Source organism: Actinoplanes aureus, assembly GCF_015704865.1.
In the GTDB taxonomy this organism is placed as follows: Bacteria; Actinomycetota; Actinomycetes; order Mycobacteriales; family Micromonosporaceae; genus Actinoplanes; species Actinoplanes aureus.
The window spans coordinates 27,587-42,802 of the sequence record NZ_JADQTO010000040.1 but is presented as its reverse complement, the minus strand read 5'-3'; the positions used below and the strand labels follow the sequence as shown (position 1 = coordinate 42,802).

At 72.0% G+C, this 15,216-nt stretch carries 16 protein-coding genes and 2 pseudogenes; 6 read left to right on the top strand and 12 right to left on the bottom strand.

Annotation, left to right across the window (positions count from 1 at the left end; all coding sequences use genetic code 11):
• Positions 1–91: 91 nt before the first annotated feature.
• A pseudogene (locus tag I4J89_RS44790) lies at positions 92–1,210 on the top strand (MFS transporter); the annotation flags it as partial.
• A gap of 141 nt (positions 1,211–1,351) precedes the next feature.
• Here I4J89_RS44790 and I4J89_RS44785 read toward each other — a convergent pair.
• The gene (locus tag I4J89_RS44785) at positions 1,352–1,930 is read right to left on the bottom strand and encodes a DUF2087 domain-containing protein (RefSeq protein WP_196420335.1); all 579 of its coding nucleotides are present in this window, start codon (positions 1,928–1,930) and stop codon (positions 1,352–1,354) included.
• 28 nt (positions 1,931–1,958) lie between these two features.
• Here I4J89_RS44785 and I4J89_RS44780 point away from each other — a divergent pair, with 28 nt between their 5' ends.
• Together I4J89_RS44780 and I4J89_RS44775 are read left to right on the top strand one after the other, a co-directional pair.
• A complete protein-coding gene (locus tag I4J89_RS44780; RefSeq protein ID WP_196420334.1) occupies positions 1,959–2,495 on the top strand; it encodes a hypothetical protein in 537 nt (178 codons plus the stop codon).
• A gap of 166 nt (positions 2,496–2,661) precedes the next feature.
• Positions 2,662–3,762 (top strand): lytic polysaccharide monooxygenase, encoded by a 1,101-nt coding sequence (locus I4J89_RS44775; RefSeq protein ID WP_196420333.1) that lies wholly within the window; start codon positions 2,662–2,664, stop codon positions 3,760–3,762.
• 171 nt (positions 3,763–3,933) lie between these two features.
• Here I4J89_RS44775 and I4J89_RS44770 read toward each other — a convergent pair whose 3' ends face one another.
• The 3 genes and pseudogenes from I4J89_RS44770 to I4J89_RS52135 all read right to left on the bottom strand — a co-directional run.
• Positions 3,934–4,419: a VOC family protein gene (locus I4J89_RS44770; RefSeq protein ID WP_196420332.1), complete on the bottom strand. Its 486-nt coding sequence runs from the start codon at positions 4,417–4,419 to the stop codon at positions 3,934–3,936.
• A gap of 86 nt (positions 4,420–4,505) precedes the next feature.
• Positions 4,506–5,111, bottom strand: a complete 606-nt coding sequence (locus I4J89_RS44765) for an SCO6745 family protein (protein ID WP_230860667.1) — start codon at positions 5,109–5,111, stop codon at positions 4,506–4,508.
• 16 nt (positions 5,112–5,127) lie between these two features.
• Positions 5,128–5,229, bottom strand: a pseudogene (locus I4J89_RS52135) (helix-turn-helix domain-containing protein); the annotation flags it as partial.
• Between the two features lie 201 nt (positions 5,230–5,430).
• Between I4J89_RS52135 and I4J89_RS44760 the strand changes: the two are divergent.
• Positions 5,431–6,336, top strand: coding sequence for an AraC family transcriptional regulator (locus I4J89_RS44760; RefSeq protein ID WP_196420331.1), 906 nt, complete (start codon positions 5,431–5,433; stop codon positions 6,334–6,336).
• A gap of 44 nt (positions 6,337–6,380) precedes the next feature.
• On the opposite strand, the gene I4J89_RS44755 is transcribed toward I4J89_RS44760, so the two are convergent.
• The 7 genes from I4J89_RS44755 to pcaH form a co-directional block, all read right to left on the bottom strand.
• Complete coding sequence (locus I4J89_RS44755) at positions 6,381–7,013, bottom strand: 3-oxoacid CoA-transferase subunit B (RefSeq protein ID WP_196420330.1); 633 nt, start codon at positions 7,011–7,013, stop codon at positions 6,381–6,383.
• Positions 7,010–7,672, bottom strand: coding sequence for a 3-oxoacid CoA-transferase subunit A (locus tag I4J89_RS44750; protein ID WP_196420329.1), 663 nt, complete (start codon positions 7,670–7,672; stop codon positions 7,010–7,012). The genes I4J89_RS44755 and I4J89_RS44750 overlap by 4 nt, the downstream gene beginning before the upstream one ends.
• A complete protein-coding gene (locus tag I4J89_RS44745) occupies positions 7,669–8,847 on the bottom strand; it encodes a thiolase family protein (RefSeq protein WP_196420328.1) in 1,179 nt (392 codons plus the stop codon). Before I4J89_RS44745 ends, I4J89_RS44750 begins: the two co-directional genes overlap by 4 nt.
• Positions 8,844–9,968, bottom strand: a complete 1,125-nt coding sequence (pcaDC, locus tag I4J89_RS52270) for a bifunctional 3-oxoadipate enol-lactonase/4-carboxymuconolactone decarboxylase PcaDC (RefSeq protein ID WP_196420327.1) — start codon at positions 9,966–9,968, stop codon at positions 8,844–8,846. The genes I4J89_RS44745 and pcaDC overlap by 4 nt, the downstream gene beginning before the upstream one ends.
• A gap of 94 nt (positions 9,969–10,062) precedes the next feature.
• On the bottom strand, positions 10,063–11,301 hold the full coding sequence (locus I4J89_RS44735; RefSeq protein WP_196420326.1) for a lyase family protein: 1,239 nt from the start codon (positions 11,299–11,301) through the stop codon (positions 10,063–10,065).
• Between the two features lie 43 nt (positions 11,302–11,344).
• Positions 11,345–11,908 carry a protocatechuate 3,4-dioxygenase subunit alpha gene (gene pcaG / locus I4J89_RS44730; RefSeq protein WP_196420325.1) on the bottom strand — a complete coding sequence of 188 codons (564 nt, stop codon included), beginning with the start codon at positions 11,906–11,908 and terminating at the stop codon, positions 11,345–11,347.
• Positions 11,905–12,651 (bottom strand): protocatechuate 3,4-dioxygenase subunit beta, encoded by a 747-nt coding sequence (gene pcaH / locus I4J89_RS44725; RefSeq protein ID WP_196420324.1) that lies wholly within the window; start codon positions 12,649–12,651, stop codon positions 11,905–11,907. The genes pcaG and pcaH overlap by 4 nt, the downstream gene beginning before the upstream one ends.
• A gap of 75 nt (positions 12,652–12,726) precedes the next feature.
• Between pcaH and I4J89_RS44720 the strand changes: the two genes are divergently transcribed.
• Together I4J89_RS44720 and I4J89_RS44715 are read left to right on the top strand one after the other, a co-directional pair.
• Entirely contained in the window at positions 12,727–13,506 is a 780-nt protein-coding gene (locus I4J89_RS44720; protein WP_196420323.1) for an IclR family transcriptional regulator, read from the top strand.
• A gap of 4 nt (positions 13,507–13,510) precedes the next feature.
• Positions 13,511–14,680 (top strand): 4-hydroxybenzoate 3-monooxygenase, encoded by a 1,170-nt coding sequence (locus I4J89_RS44715; protein ID WP_196420322.1) that lies wholly within the window; start codon positions 13,511–13,513, stop codon positions 14,678–14,680.
• Here the strand turns inward: I4J89_RS44715 and I4J89_RS44710 are convergent.
• On the bottom strand, positions 14,603–15,208 hold the full coding sequence (locus tag I4J89_RS44710) for a hypothetical protein (protein ID WP_196420321.1): 606 nt from the start codon (positions 15,206–15,208) through the stop codon (positions 14,603–14,605). The two genes, I4J89_RS44715 and I4J89_RS44710, sit on opposite strands and share 78 nt — an antisense overlap.
• Between the last annotated feature and the right edge of the window lie 8 nt (positions 15,209–15,216).

Sequence of the window (15,216 nt, the reverse complement as noted above, 5' to 3'; positions counted from 1 at the left end):
CTGCGCGTCCGCGCCAGATCAGCAGGTGATCTCCACCGTCGTGACCAAGCCTCGAAGGAACCCCGACTTTTTCGCCCTGGAAGGCTCCTTCATGCCTGTTGCCACCTCCGCACCGCCACGCCAGGCCGGCCTGGCGCAGCTGGTGCTCCTGCTCGCCGGCAGCTGCCTCTCCGTGCTCGGCGCGGTCCTCATCGCTCCCGTGCTGCCGCAGATGACCGACCACTTCGCCGGTGTCGCCGGCGCCGACGTGCTGGTGCCGATCGTCCTCACCGTCCCGGCGCTGATCATCGGCCTGACCGCGCCGTTCGCCGGGATCATCGCCGACGCGATCGACCGCAAGCGGGTGCTCATCGCCGCGATGGTCGGCTACACGATCTTCGGGACCGCGCCGCTCTACCTGGAGTCGCTGCACGCCATCATCGGCAGCCGGGTCCTGGTCGGACTCTGCGAGGCGGCGATCATGACCTGCTGCACGACGCTCATCGCCGATTACTGGTCCGGGGCGCGGCGCAGCCGTTACCTCGGCCTGCAGACGCTGCTCGCCTCGGTCTCCGCGACGGTCTTCCTCGGTCTGGGCGGTGCACTCGGCTCGTCCGGCTGGCGCACCCCGTTCTGGCTCTACTTCGCGGCGGTGCTGCTGGCCGTGCCGATGGCGATGTTGATCTGGCAGCCGGAGCGCGCGCCGCGCACCGGCAGGCTGGCGCCGATCCCGTGGCGGCAGCTGCGTACGCCCTGCCTGGTCACCCTGGCCGGCGGCGTGGTCTTCTACGCGCTGATCGTCGAGCTGTCGTTCGTGCTGGACGAGGCCGGGGTCACCGCTACCGCGACGATCGGCGCGCTCAGCGCCCTGATGTCGCTCGCCACCGCGGTGGCCGCGGGGTCGTTCGCGAAGCTGTCGAAGCAGACGCCGCGCACGCTGCTGCCGGTGGCGTTCGGGCTCTCGTCCGCCGGCTTCCTGGTGATCTGGGCCAGCGGCTCGGTCCCGGTGATCACGGTGGGTGCGATCCTCACCGGTGCGGGCACCGGCCTGCTGCTCCCGACTCTGCTGACCTGGGCCACGAACGGCCTGTCGTTCGAGCAGCGCGGGCGGGGCACCGGGTTGTGGACCGGCACGCTCTTCGTCGGCCAGTTCCTGTCGCCGGTGCTGATCATGGGGGTCGGGGCGGCGGTCGGCGGGCTGCGGCCGGCCATCGGCATGCTCGGCGTCCTCGCCGCGATCCTGGCCGTCGCGATGCTCGCGATCGTCCCGCGCGACGCCGCCCCGCTGAACGTCACGCACGACTCCCCACCTTTCTGGGTCATCCGCCCCGCGCGCCCCCCCCGCAGTCACGGGAGGAGCGCGCGGCAGCGGTCAGGCGGGATTCAGCGCGGGCGGCTGCGGCAGCGCCCGCGCCGAGCCGTAGGAGGTGCCGGCCCGGTCGCGTTCGAGCCAGCCGGTCTCGACCAGCATCCGGCGGACCGCGGCCACGTCGTCGGCGACCACGGCGATCCGCTGGTTCACCTCGTCCTCGGTGAGGATGCCCTCAACCGCGAGGAACCGGGCGAACAACTCGCCGATCTGCTGGTACCGCTCGCTCATGGTGGGCGGCAGGCTGGTCAGGCGGCCGTGCGAGAAATAGGACTTGAGTTGCGGGTACTCACTCAGGAGCGGGGCGACCGGCTGCACCCGGACGAGCGCCTGCGCCGCGTCCCGCAGCACGTCGGCGCGAGCCCGGAAGACGCCGTTGCCGGTGCCGGTGGCCAGGCCGGCGCCGACCAGCCGGCCGCAGACCTCGCCGACCTCGGATTTCGGCAGGTCGAGGTGGATCGACAGCTCGGCGAGCGTGGCGCCGTTGTTGCCCTCCTTGACCAGCGCGGCGAAGGCCAGCAGCCGGGTCGGGTTGGACAACTGCATGAGGATCTCGGCGGCACGGGCGGCGTGAACGGACATCCCCTCACCGTAGGGATGCCGGCCCGGCGTGGCATCCGAATATCCGCCGGCCGGTTTTCACCTGATCAAGGACGGGTATCCAGTCGGCACTCCCCCGGTGTTGGGCGACGCGGCGACCGGCCGTGCCGTACCGGTGCAACCGGAGGCGATGATGATCATTCTGCGACGAGTCGCCGCAACCCTCGCCGTTCTCGGGTCGGTGGCCGTGGCGCCGGGCGCCGCCACCGCGGCCGCCGGCCAGGACGCTCTGGCACGGGTCTACGACGAGAACAGCCGCGTGCTCGCGGAGGCGTATTTCGAGTCCACGGGCGACAGCTTCGCGGTGACCAGACGAGCCGGCGCGGGCGAACGGCCGTACGTGGAGTACCGCTACGTCCGGAAGGACGGCACCCTGCGGGAGGGCACCCACTGGGGTTCGGGCACGGTCGGCGAGACCGTCCGCTTCGACCACAATTTCGGGGAGGGCCGTACCGTGACGTTCCGGGTGTGCATGCGCGCCGGACACGGGCCGGATGCCTGTAGTGGCACCGAGTTCGGGGAGAACTGGACCGTGGGGACGGCCTGACGCCGGAAGATCATTGACTTAGGTCGATTGTTGAGCCAGGCTGTGGCCACAGCACTGCCGCCGGAGCCACGCGGCACGCGGGAGCATGGGCAGCTCCCGCGAGTCCACCGATGCAGGCCGTCGCGCACGACGCGGCGGTCCCGAGCTCACGGAGTGCTGAGCCCACATGTCCTCACCCGTACGCCGCAAGTTTTTGATCTCCAGCATCGTCGCGGCCCTGGCCGCGGCTGCTGCCGTGCTCTTCGCGCCGAGCGCGCCAGCCAGCGCGCACGGCAACGTGATCGGTCCCTCCTCGCGCAACTACGGTTGCTTCGAGCGCTGGGGCTCCAAGTTCCAGGACCCGGCCATGGCGACCGAGGATCCGATGTGCTGGCAGGCCTGGCAGGCCAACCCGAACGCCATGTGGAACTGGAACGGCCTGTACCGCGAGGGCGTCGCCGGCAACCACCAGGGCGCCATCCCGGACGGCCAGTTGTGCAGCGGCGGCCGCACCGAGAGCGGCCGGTACAACGCCATGGACGCGGTCGGCGATTGGAAGGCGACCTCGATCGGCAACTCGTTCACCGTGCAGCTCTTCGACGGCGCGCGGCACGGCGCCGACTACATCCGGGTGTACGTCTCCCGGCCCGGATACAACCCGGTCACCACACCGCTGAAGTGGTCCGACCTGGAACTGGTGAAGTCGGTCCCGAACACGCCGGCGGCGCAGTGGACCCACCAGCAGTCCAACGGTGTGCAGCAGGACATCCCGGTGAGCGTCTCCGGGCGTTCCGGGCGGGCCCTGGTCTACACCATCTGGCAGGCCAGCCACTCCGACCAGTCGTACTACTTCTGCAGCGACGTGAACTTCGGCGGCAGCCAGCCGTCTCCCTCGACGCCGTCCTCCCCGTCGGCATCGCCGTCCCAGCCGTCGTCGCCCTCGGCGTCGCCCTCGGTGTCGCCCTCGGTGTCGCCCTCCACGCCTGCCTCCGGCGCCTGCTCGGCCACCTTCGCGGTGACCTCCACCTGGCAGGGCGGATACCAGGGCGAGGTACGAGTGACCGCGGGCAGCTCCGCGATCAAGGGCTGGAGGGTGCTGCTCACCTACCCGGGTACGCCGCCGATCCAGCAGGGCTGGAACGCCACGCTGACCACCAGCGGAAACACGGTCCAGGCGACGAACGCCGGTTACAACGGCTCGGTGGCGGCGGGAGGCAGTACGAGCTTCGGCTTCCTGGCCTCGGGTGCTTCGGCCACACCGACCCTCAGCTGTACCGCCACGGTCTGACACTCGCGCCTGCCGTTCACATCGGATACATTGTTATGAATGGGAGCGCTCCCAGTCCCCCAACTCATCCCCAGCAGAAACGGAGGCCAAGCTAGACCGCGTGGTTCGGCTCCGTCCACGCACGTGCTGTGTCACCCGGCGGGGAACGAGGCAGCCCCACCTCGTTCCCCGTCACCCAAGCCGGGACTGCTGATAGGTGCCCACGATCCGGCCGTCCCGGGACTCCACGCCGACGAAACCGTCGGTGGATTCGGTGAAGTGGTAGAAGCGCAACACCGTGCCGTCCGGGTCGGGAATGTCCAGCCGCGGACCGGCCGGTGTCTCCTCGACGCCGTTGTGCGCGATCCCGAGCCGGGCGCACCGGTCCATCAACTCGGTCAGCACCGATCCGCTCGCCGGCAGGAACGCCACGACGTCGAAACCGCGCAGGTCAGGCGAGGCGGCGCAGACCGATCGGTCGCGTAACGCGATGTTGAAGCGGCCCCGCGGATCGATCAGCCCCACCCCGCGTACCACCCCGTCCTCCAGGAACTCCGCCCACAGCCGCAGGTCCAGCAGGTCCCGGTACCACGCGACGCTGCGCGCGAGATCGGTCACCGGCAGTTTGATCTGAGCGATGCGGTCCAGGCCGGCGATGCCGGTAGCAGTGTCTGTCATGCGATCGACGCTAGGGCCGCCACTGGGGACACTCCAGGTGTGAGCGTCCAGCGAACCACAGCGGTCGTCTCGTGGATCCGCCGCCTTCAAACGCGAGGTCGGGACGTGGCCGGGCGCGTACCGGAAGGCGGCGATGTGACCGGGACCCGCGTGCCCAGGCCCAGCGTGCTCTGCCGGGGCAGCACACCGGACGCGGCGATGGCGCCCGCCAGCGGCCCGGCGAGCTGCACGAAGCGGCCCACCTCGGTGCCCAGCGCCCGCCACGGCCCGGCCGCGAGCTCGCTCGTCAGCAGCTCCAGATCAGCGCGCGCCTTGACACCGTGGTCGGTCGCGGTGCCGTCCGGGTGAACCCAGCCGCGGTCCACCAGGCTCGCCTGCGCCGCGTCCCACTCGTCCGGTGTCCAGCCCCGGCCGGCGAACACCTCGGCCGGCGCGGCACCCACCGCGGCGAACGAGACCAGCAGCTCGCACGGGCCGAACCCGGTGGCCAGGGCGGCGGCGACGTGCCCGTCGCCGCGGTGTTCGCGCAGGATCGTGGCCGCCTGCCAGAGGACCAGGTGCGGCTCGTCCGGCCAGTAGAGGTCCTTGTTGGCGGCGGCGAGCGGCCGCCCGGCGACGTCGGCCGCGACGTCGGCCGCGACGTCGGCCCGCCGGGACGGCCGCCGGGCCGGCCGCGCCGAGCGGGGCGGCACGCCAGGCGAAGTAGCTGGGCCAGCGGGTGTCGACGTCGTAGCCGAGCCTCGCGGCCTCCTCGATCACCTCCGGCGCGAAGTAAAGGACGGCGTGCAGCGGCTCCACCAGCCGCCACATCTGCCGTGCCAGTCCGTCCGGCGCGGATCGCATGCTGACCTCCCCCGGGGCTCCGGGGACGAGCAAAGCACAGCAATAACAACGGGCTTTCGCAACACATGCCACAAAACGCGCCGGCGGTTCTGTCTGTCATGCGATCGACGGCTGGGACAGCGCCGGGGACACTCCAGGCGTGAGCGTCCGCCGAACCACGTCCGTCTCGTGGACCTGCTGAGCGCGGTCCTGCGCGAGGCGCGCTTCGAGAGTGCCGGTTACCGGTGGCTCGAACTCGGCACGCCGTTCCGGGTCGGCTTCGACCGGCCAGGTCTGCGCGGCGTCCATCTCGTCACGCGGGGACGCTGCGAGTACGCACTCGCCAGCGGTCGCACCGCGCCACTCGGCGCCGGCGATCTCGTGATCTTCCCGCGCGGCGACGCGCACCTGCTGCGGTCGCCCGGATCGGTCAAGGGACCGGTGGCCTCCGGCATGGACCTGGCCACGCGTACGCCGGGGATCCGGTTGCGGGCCGGTGGGCCGGTGCCGGACACGGTCGTGATGTGCGGTGCGTTCGTCGTCGGCGAGCCGGACCATCCCGCACTGCGCGGGCTCCCCCGGGTGCTGCAGGTGCCGGGCACGGCGGGCCGTCCGCAGCCCTGGCTCACACCCCTGGTCACGGCGCTGGACACGGAGGCGCGCGACGGCGGACCCGGCAGTGACCTGGTGATGGCGCGGCTCTCCGACGCCATCCTGATCCGGGCGCTGCGCCATCACGGTGACACCGCACCGGAGGGGTGGCTGGCGGGCCTCGCTGACCCGTACGTCGCGGCGGCGCTCGAAGCCCTGCACGCGGATCCGGCCCGGCCGTGGACGCTCGCCGCGCTGGCCCGGGTCGCGGGACTGTCGCGCGCCGCGTTCGCCGCCCGGTTCACCGGCCGGGTCGGCGAACCGCCGATGCGGTATCTGCTGGCGATCCGCATGCACCGGGCCAGGAGCCTGCTGCGGGACGAGCGGGTCACGGTCGCACGCGTGGCGGGACAGGTGGGTTACGCGTCCGAGGTGGCGTTCGCCGCCGCCTTCAAGCGGGAGGTGGGAACCTCGCCCGGCGCGTACCGGAAGGCCGCGAGATGAACGGGAGCCGGCGGCGCGTCGTTGAGCCGCCGGCTCCCGTGGTCTCAGACCTTCGACAGCGGCACGTCCAGGCGGGACGCCAGCTCGTCGAAGGTGATTCCGAACGTCTGGGCAACCTGTACCCCGGACGGGCCCAGATGGAACGTGGCCAGCTCGGTGTATACGCGGGTGACGCAGGCCTTGCCGGTCAGCGGGTACGTGCACTCCGGCACCAGCTTCGCCTGGCCCTGCTTGGTGAACAGCGTCATCATCACCCACACCTCCTTGGCGCCCACCGCGAGATCCATCGCGCCGCCGACCGCCGGGATCGCGTCCGGCGCGCCGGTGTGCCAGTTGGCCAGGTCACCGGCGGCCGACACCTGGAAGGCGCCCATCACGCAGACGTCCAGGTGGCCGCCGCGCATCATGGCGAACGAGTCGGCGTGGTGGAAGTAGGCCGCCCCGGGCAGCTCGGTGACCGGCTGCTTGCCGGCGTTCGTCAGATCCCAGTCCGCCTCGTCGGCCGGCACCACGTCGCCCATGCCGAGCATCCCGTTCTCGGTGTGCAGGACGACGCAGCTCTCCGGCTCCAGGAACCGGGCGATCGTGGTGGGCTGCCCGATGCCGAGGTTCACGTAGGCACCGGGCGGGATGTCACCGGCGACGAGCCGGGCCAGTTCCTCCTTGTCCAGACTCATCGGGGCACCTCCACCAGCGTGTTTACGTAGATCGACGGGGTGACGACGCACTCCGGGTCGAGCGAGCCGATCTCGACGATCGAGGAGACCTGGGCGACGGTCACCGTGGCGGCGGTGGCCATCACCGGACCGAAGTTGCGCGCGGTCTTGCGGTACACCAGGTTCCCCAGCCGGTCCGCGACGTGCGCCCGGATCAGCGCCACGTCGCCGTGGATCGGGTACTCCAGCACGTACTCGCGGCCGTCGATGACCCGGGTCTCCTTGCCCTCGGTCAGCATGGTGCCGGCACCGGTCGGGCAGAAGAAGGCGCCGATGCCGGCGCCGGCGGCGCGCATCCGCTCGGCGAGGTTGCCCTGCGGCACCACCTCGAGCTCGATCTTCCCGGCCCGGTAGAGGCCGTCGAAGACCCAGGAGTCGGTCTGCCGGGGAAAGGAACAGATCATTTTGCGTACGCGTCCGGCGGCGAGCAGCGCGGCCAGCCCGGTGTCACCGTTGCCGGCGTTGTTGCTGACGATGGTCAGGTCGCCGGCCCCGTGCTCGATCAGCGCGTCGATCAGCTCGACCGGCATGCCGGCCATGCCGAACCCGCCGACCAGGACGGTGTCGCCGTCCTTGACCGCGGCGACCGCCTCCCGGGCGTCCGTGATGGTGGTTCTCATCGAGTGCAGTTCTCCAGGACGACGGCGAGGGCCTGGCCCACGCCGATGCAGATGGCCGCGACGCCCCATCGCTGGTTGCGTTCGCGCAGCACGTGGGCGAGGGTGCCGAGGATGCGGGCACCGGAGGCGCCGAGCGGGTGCCCGATGGCGATGGCGCCGCCCCGGGTGTTGACGATCTCCGGGTCGATGTCCCAGGCGTCGACGCAGGCGAGGGACTGGACGGCGAACGCCTCGTTGAGCTCGACCGCGCCCACGTCCGACCAGCTGATCCCGGCCCGGCGCAGCGCCTTCTCGGCCGCCTCGACCGGGGCGAAGCCGAACTCCTGCGGGTCGACGGCGTGCGCGGCCCGCCCGGCGATCCGGGCGATCGGGTCGAAGCCGATCTGGAAGGCCGCCGAGGCGGAACCGAGCAGCACGGCGGCGGCGCCGTCGTTGAGCGGTGACGCGTTGCCGGCGGTGATCGTGCCGTCCGTGCGGAACGACGGCTTCAGCCTGGCCAGCTTGTCGACGCTGCTGTCCGCCCGGATGCCCTCGTCCTGGGTGAGTTCACCCACCGGTACCGTCAGGTCGGCGTAGAAGCCGTCGCGCCAGGCGGCCGCGGCCAGCTGGTGCGACCGGACCGCGAACTCGTCCTGGCGAGAGCGGGAGATGCCGTGCTTCTCCCCCAGCTGCTCGTTGCACTCACCCAGCGAGGCGGTCCACTCGGCGGGCATGTTCGGGTTGGTCAGTCGCCACCCGAGCGTGGTGGAGACCGCCTCCAGGTTGCCGGCCGGGAAGGCCCGGGACGGCTTCGGCAGCACCCAGGGTGCCCGGGTCATCGACTCGACACCGCCGATCAGCACGACCTCGGCGTCACCGGCCGCGATCGCCCGCGAGCCGATGATCGCCGCGTCCAGGCTGGATCCGCAGAGCCGGTTGACCGTGTTCGCCGGCACGCTGGTCGGCAAGCCGGCGAGCAGTACGGCCATCCGGCCGACGTTGCGGTTGTCCTCACCGGCACCGTTGGCGTTGCCCCAGTGCACGTCGTCGATGCGGGCCGGGTCCAGCTGCGGCGCCTTGGCGAGCAGCCCGGACACCGCGGTGGCGGCCAGGTCGTCGGGGCGTACCTCGGCGAGCGCGCCGCTGTAGCGGCCGAACGGGGTACGGACGGCGGCGTAGACGAACGACTCGGTCACGGAGACTCCTCAAGAACGCGTTGCGCGATACGGAAGGCGGTGTTGGCAGCCGGTACGCCACAGTAGATCGCGGTCTGCAGCAGCGCTTCCCGGATCTCCTGCACGGTCAGCCCGTTGGTACGGGCAGCCCGGACGTGCATCGCCAGCTCCTCGTGGTGCCCGAGCGCGACGAGCGCGGTCAGGGTGATCAGGGAGCGGCTGCGGCGGTCGAGCCCGGGACGGGTCCAGATCTCTCCCCAGGCGTACCGGGTGATCAGATCCTGGAAGTCGCGGGTGAACTCGGTGGTGCCGGCGGTGGCCCGGTCGACGTGGGCCGGGCCGAGGACTTCGCGGCGCACCTTGATGCCGGCCGCGCGCTGCTCGTCGAAGTGCTGGTCGAGCAGGAAGGCGACGATCTCCGGGGATTCGGCCGGGGCCAGGTGGGCGACGTCGTCGAGGACGACCAGGCGGCCGTGCAGGACGGTCTCGGCGATCGTGGCCAGCCCGTCCGGCGGGGTGGGCTTGTCCAGTGCGCCGGCCACGGCCAGCACGGGGGCGGCGATCTCGGCGAGCCGATCGCGTACGTCGAAGGCGGCCAGGGCCTCGCAGGCGCGCGCATAGCTCTCGTCGTCGGTCGCGCGCAGCGCGTCCAGCAGGGGCTCGGCCACCTCGGGTGAGCGATCCGGGTAGCCCGGCGCGAACCACCGGTCGACCGAGCCGGCCACCACCACCCCGGTGCCCTCGGCCCGGACCAGCGCGGCGCGGTCGTGCCACATCGTGCTCTCGCCGATCTTGGCGCCGGTGCAGAGCAGCGCCGCGGCGGTGACCCGCTCCGGGAAGTCGAGCATCAACTGCAGGCCGATCGCGCCGCCGATCGAGTCGCCGGCGTAGAGGAACGACGTGCCGGGCCGGATCCGGTCGGCCAGCGCGATCACCTCGGCCGCCAGGCCGGCGACGGTGAACGGGCCGGGCGCCGGGGCGCTGCGGCCGTGCCCGGGCAGGTCGAAGCCGACCACGTGGTAGCGGCCGTAGAGACGCTGGGCGCAGCGCGCCCAGAGTGTCTCGACGCTCGTCCCGACGGACGAGCCGAGCAGCAGCAACGGCCGGTCGGGCGCGTCGTTGAAGGTGGTCGCGGTCAGCAAGGGGGTTCCTCTCCGCGCCTGCGCGCGGCCTCTCTCGGGGGTACGGGTATCAGCACGGTCGCGCCCGGCCCGGGGCCGCTCCGCGCGGTGCGGTTCACGACGGCGTCTCCTTCGCGCGGGCGATCGCCGCGGTCTCCTTCGTGCGGGCGATCGCCGCGTCGATGATCTGGTCGGTGGCGCCGAGGTAGGGCTCGCCGGGTGCCGACTGCGGGGCGACCGAGCGCTGTTCGGCGTTGATGCCGGGCCGGGCGGAGGCCAGGTTGGCGGTCATCCAGGCAGTCTCCACCCGCAGCCCGGCCAGGAGCTCGGCGGTCTGTGATCCGGCCACGACGGCGCGCCGGGCCAGGGTGCGCAGGGTGGCCCACTCGACGTGCCAGCCGCCGTCGGGCCGCTCGTCGACCGCGGCGGCCGCGCCGGCGTGCACGGTCGCGGCCAGCGGCGGCGCGGCCAGGGCGGCCCGGCGGATCAGGATCGACAGGACCGGGTTCTGCTTGTTCGGCATCGCCGATGAGCCGCCCCGGCCGTCGACCGCGCCCTCGCCGAGCTCGTGGATCTCGGGGCGGGCGGCGGCCAGGACGTCGTTGGCGATCCGGCCCCAGGCGTCGGTGCAGGTGACCAGGGCGTCGGCGGCCCCGGTCAGCGGAGCCCGGGCGGTGTGCCAGGGCGGGCGCGCCGGAAGGTCCAGGGCGGCCGCGGTGATGTCGACCAGGTCGCGTACCGCTTCCGGCGAGCCGGCCAGCGCGACCGGCGCGGCCAGGCTGCCGGCCGCCCCGCCGATCTGCAGCGGCAGGCGCGCGGCCGCGGCCGCGATGGCGTCGCGGGCGTCCAGCACGCCGGTCAGCCAGGTCGCGGCCTTCAGGCCGAAGGTGATGGGTACGGCATGCTGCGTGAGCGTGCGCCCCGCCATCGCCGTCGCCCGGTGCTCGTCGGCCAGCCGGGCCAGGGTGCCGATCTGCGCGCCGAGGTCCTCGCCGACTCGCCGCAGCGCGTCACGCAGGCTCAGGACGAGCCCGGTGTCCAGCACGTCCTGGCTGGTGAGGCCCTTGTGCAGGATGGACGCCGCGGCCGGGTTGCGCTCGTGCAGGCGGGACCGCAGCAGCTTGAGCAGCGGGATGACCGGGTTGCCGCCACCCTCGGCGGCGCGGGCCACGTCGGGCGCGTCCCCGGAGCCGATCAGCCCGCTGAGGTCGTCGCGCGCGTCCGGGCCGGCGACACCGTGCAGGACCAGGGCGTCCAGCCAGGCGGCTTCCACCCGGACCATGGCCGCCAGGACGGACGCGTCGGTGAACAGGTCGCCGGCGCGGTCGTCCCCGGGCCAGAGGAGATCGCTCACGGCGTACCCCGCTGGGTTGTGAAACGCGCGCAAGCGCGCGGGATCAGGCCCATGCGTCGCGCAAGCGGGGGTAGGTGAGGAAGACCGTCTCGCCCTCGCCCTGCAGGCGGACGTCGAAGACCAGGCCGTTCGGCTCGCGGGTGGCGATCAGCGTTGATCGGCGGTCCGGTGCGATCGCGTCCAGGAGCGGGTCGGTCGCCAGCGCGTCCGTGTCGTCCGGCAGGTAGGCGCGGGTGAACAACCGGTCGAGCAGCCCACGGGCGAAGACCGTGACGGCGAAGAAGGGCGCCCGCCCGGGCTCGGTGGCACCCGGCTCCAGGGTGGCGAACTGGTAGTGCCCGTCCGGGTCGGTGGCGGCGCGGCCCCAGCCGGTGAAGGTCCAGCCGTCGCGGCGCAGCGAGCCGGGCTCGCGCACGATGTGGCCCTGCGGGTCGGCCTGCCAGATCTCCAGGACCGCGTCCGGCACCGGGTCGCCGTTGCCGTCGAGCACCCGGCCGTGCAGCCGGACCGCGCGCGGGTGCGAGGGCGGGACCAGCTCGTTCATCCCGGGGTACTCGAGACCGAGGTGGAAGAAGGGGCCGACGGTCTGGCCCGGAACCGCGCTCATGCGTTTTCCTCAACATCCGACTCGAGCGGAGTGCGGTGGGTGCCGGTGAGCACGATGTCCCAACGGTATCCGGTGCTCCACTCCGGGGTGGTCACGTCGTGGTCGTACTGGGCGATCAGCAGCTCCCGCGCCTTCGGGTCGGTGATCGACTGGTAGATCGGGTCGAGCGGGAACAGCGGGTCGCCCGGGAAGTACATCTGGGTGACCAGCCGCTGGGTGAAGTCGGACCCGAAGATCGAGAAGTGGATGTGGGCCGGGCGCCACGCGTTGAGGTGGTTGCGCCACGGGTACGGCCCGGGCTTGATGGTCTGGAACCGGTACGTGCCGTCCGGCCCGGTCAGCATCCGGCCGACGCCGGTGAAGTTCGGGTCGTGCGGCGCCGGGTGCTGGTCGCGCTGGTGGCGGTAGCGGCCCGCGGCGTTCGCCTGCCAGACCTCGACGAGCTGGTTCGCGACCGGCCGGCCGTCGCCGTCGAGCACCCGGCCGGTGACCACGATCCGCTCGCCGATCGGGGTGCCCGCGTGCTGGATGGTCAGGTCGGCCTCGTCGTCGGCGACGTCGCGGTGGCCGAAGGCGGGCGCCCACAGCTCGACCGACTCCGGATCGATCAGGTGCGCGGGCTGCTTGGGGTGCCGCAGGACGCTGCTGCGGTACGGCGGGTAGTCGATCTTCGGCTGCGGACCGCCCGGCTGCTGGGCCGCGGCCTCGATCTCCCGGTTCATGTCAGCTTGTGACGACTCCATGTTCACGCTCCGGACGCTAGGCGTTGCAACCGTGCTCGGCGATAATCCTCTTCCGTTGAATGGAAGGAGGGGGCGATGGGCGTCAGCGTCACGTCCCGGGCACTGGACCTTCTGGGCGCCTTCGACGGGGAGCACCGCAGCCTCTCGCTCACCGATCTGGCCCGCCGTGCCGGGCTGCCCCTGGCCACCGCTCATCGCCTGGTCGGCGAGTTGCACCGGTGGGGCGCGCTGGCCCGGGAGCCGAACGGCGACTACGTGATCGGGCGCCGGCTCTGGCAACTCGGGCTCCTGGCACCCGTGCAGAGCGGACTGCGTCAGGCAGCTTCCCCATTTTTGCACGATTTGTACGGGACAACCCTCGCGACCGTGCACCTCGCCGTGCGGGACGGCCTGGAGGTGCTCTACATCGAGCGGCTCGCCGGGCACGTCTCGGTTCCGGTGGTCAGCCGGGTCGGGTCCCGGCTGCCCATGCACGCCACCGGGGTGGGGAAGGTGCTGCTCGCGTACGCACCGGAGGAGGTGCGGACCGAGGTGCTGGGGCGGCTCACCCGGATCACCGCGTACACCGTCACCCAGCCCGCCCGCCTGCTGGAACAGCTGCGCCGGGTCCGCGCCGAGGGGTACGCGACCACCGGCGAGGAGATGAGCCTGGGCGCCTGCTCGGTGGCGGTGCCGGTGCGCCGGGGTGACACCGTGGTCGCCGCCCTCGGCATGGTGGTGCCCGACCTGCGGCGCCAGCTGCCACGACTGGTGTCGGCGTTGCAGGTGGCGGCCAACGGGATCGGGCGAACGCTCAACGCTTCCGTTGAGTGGAATTCGGGTCTTGCCGGAGCACGTCCCGCTGCCGAAGGCTGAGGTCATGCGTACCCAGGTCGCCATCATCGGCGCCGGCCCGGCCGGCCTGCTTCTGTCCCACCTCCTCGCCCAGGGCGGGGTCGAGTCGGTGGTCCTCGAGACCCGCTCCGAGGAGTACGTGGCGGCCCGTATCCGGGCGGGCATCCTGGAGCACTCCAGCGTCGAACTGCTCGAGGCGGCCGGGCTCGGCGGCCGGATCCGTACCGAGGGTGACCACCACCGCGGCATCTACCTCCAGTGGCCCGGCGAGCGGCACCACCTCGACTTCGTCGACCTGGCCGGCCGCAGCGTCTGGGTGTACGGCCAGACCGAGGTGCAGAAGGACCTGATCGCGGCACGGAAGGCGGACGATCAGGAGGTCCACTACGAGGTCTCGGACGTCTCTCTGCACGACGTGACGTCCGACCGCCCGTTCGTGACGTTCACCGACAGCTCGGGCGCGACCCAGCGACTGGACTGCGCCGTGATCGCCGGCTGCGACGGCTCGTTCGGCCCGTCGCGCCACGCCGTCCCGGCGGCGCAGAAGTTCGAGAAGGTCTACCCGTACTCCTGGTTCGGGATCCTCGCCGACGTCGCGCCCTCCACCGACGAGCTGATCTACGCCTGGCATCCCAACGGGTTCGCCCTGCACTCGATGCGCTCGGCCACGGTGAGCCGCCTCTACCTCCAGGTGCCGAACGGCACCGACCCGGCGTCCTGGTCCGACGACCGGATCTGGGACGAGCTGGCCACCCGGCTCGGGCACGGGCAGAACGGCTGGAAGCTCAACCCGGGCCCGATCACCGACAAGAGCGTGCTGCCGATGCGCAGTTACGTGCAGACCCCCATGCGGCACGGCAACCTGTACCTGGCCGGCGACGCCGCGCACATCGTCCCGCCGACCGGCGCCAAGGGCCTGAACCTGGCCATCGCGGACGTGGCGCTGCTCAGCAAGGCCCTGATCGCGTCCCTCGTCGACCGGAACCAGTCACTCGCCGACCGGTACTCCGACGACGCGCAGCGCCGGGTCTGGCGGTGCACCCACTTCTCCTGGTGGATGACGACCATGCTGCACACCTCGGGCGACCCGTTCGACGCCGAGCTCCAGCTGTCGCAGCTACGTTGGGTTGCCACCAGCCGGGCCGGTGCCACCGGTCTCGCCGAGAACTACGCCGGCCTGCCGATCGGGTACTGAGGAACCGTCCGGCGGGTTGGTCGCCTCGATGGTGGGCGGCGGCGGCGCGTGGTCGACCGCCTCCCGGTAGGTGCCCATCGGCAGCGTGGACGGGCTCGCGCCGGGCGGCACCTGCCCGTTCGGCGCGGCCGGCTCCCGGGCCAGCAGGCCCTTGCCGAGCGCGGCGAGGGTGGCCAGCGCAGCGACGTTGAACGCGGCGCCCCAGTCGAAGGTGGTGATGTCGAAGACGCCGGCCACCATCGACCCGGAGAGCGAGCTGAGGAACGTCTTCGCGAGGCGGATCAGCAGATCCGGCCAGAACGCCAGGTGGGTGAAGTTACCCAGGTACTGCACGCCGGTGAGCAACGCCGAGGCGACGAAGGCGCTGACCGCCAGGGTGATCGCCTGTTTCCAGGGCAACTGCCCGACCGCACCGAGACCACCGGCCAGCAGGGTCGCCACGAACACCTGCCCCGCCGACCAACCAGCCCGCTCCAGGAAGTCCAGGAGCACGGCCCTCCACTTGGGAACCGTCTGCACCATGGACATAGACATTG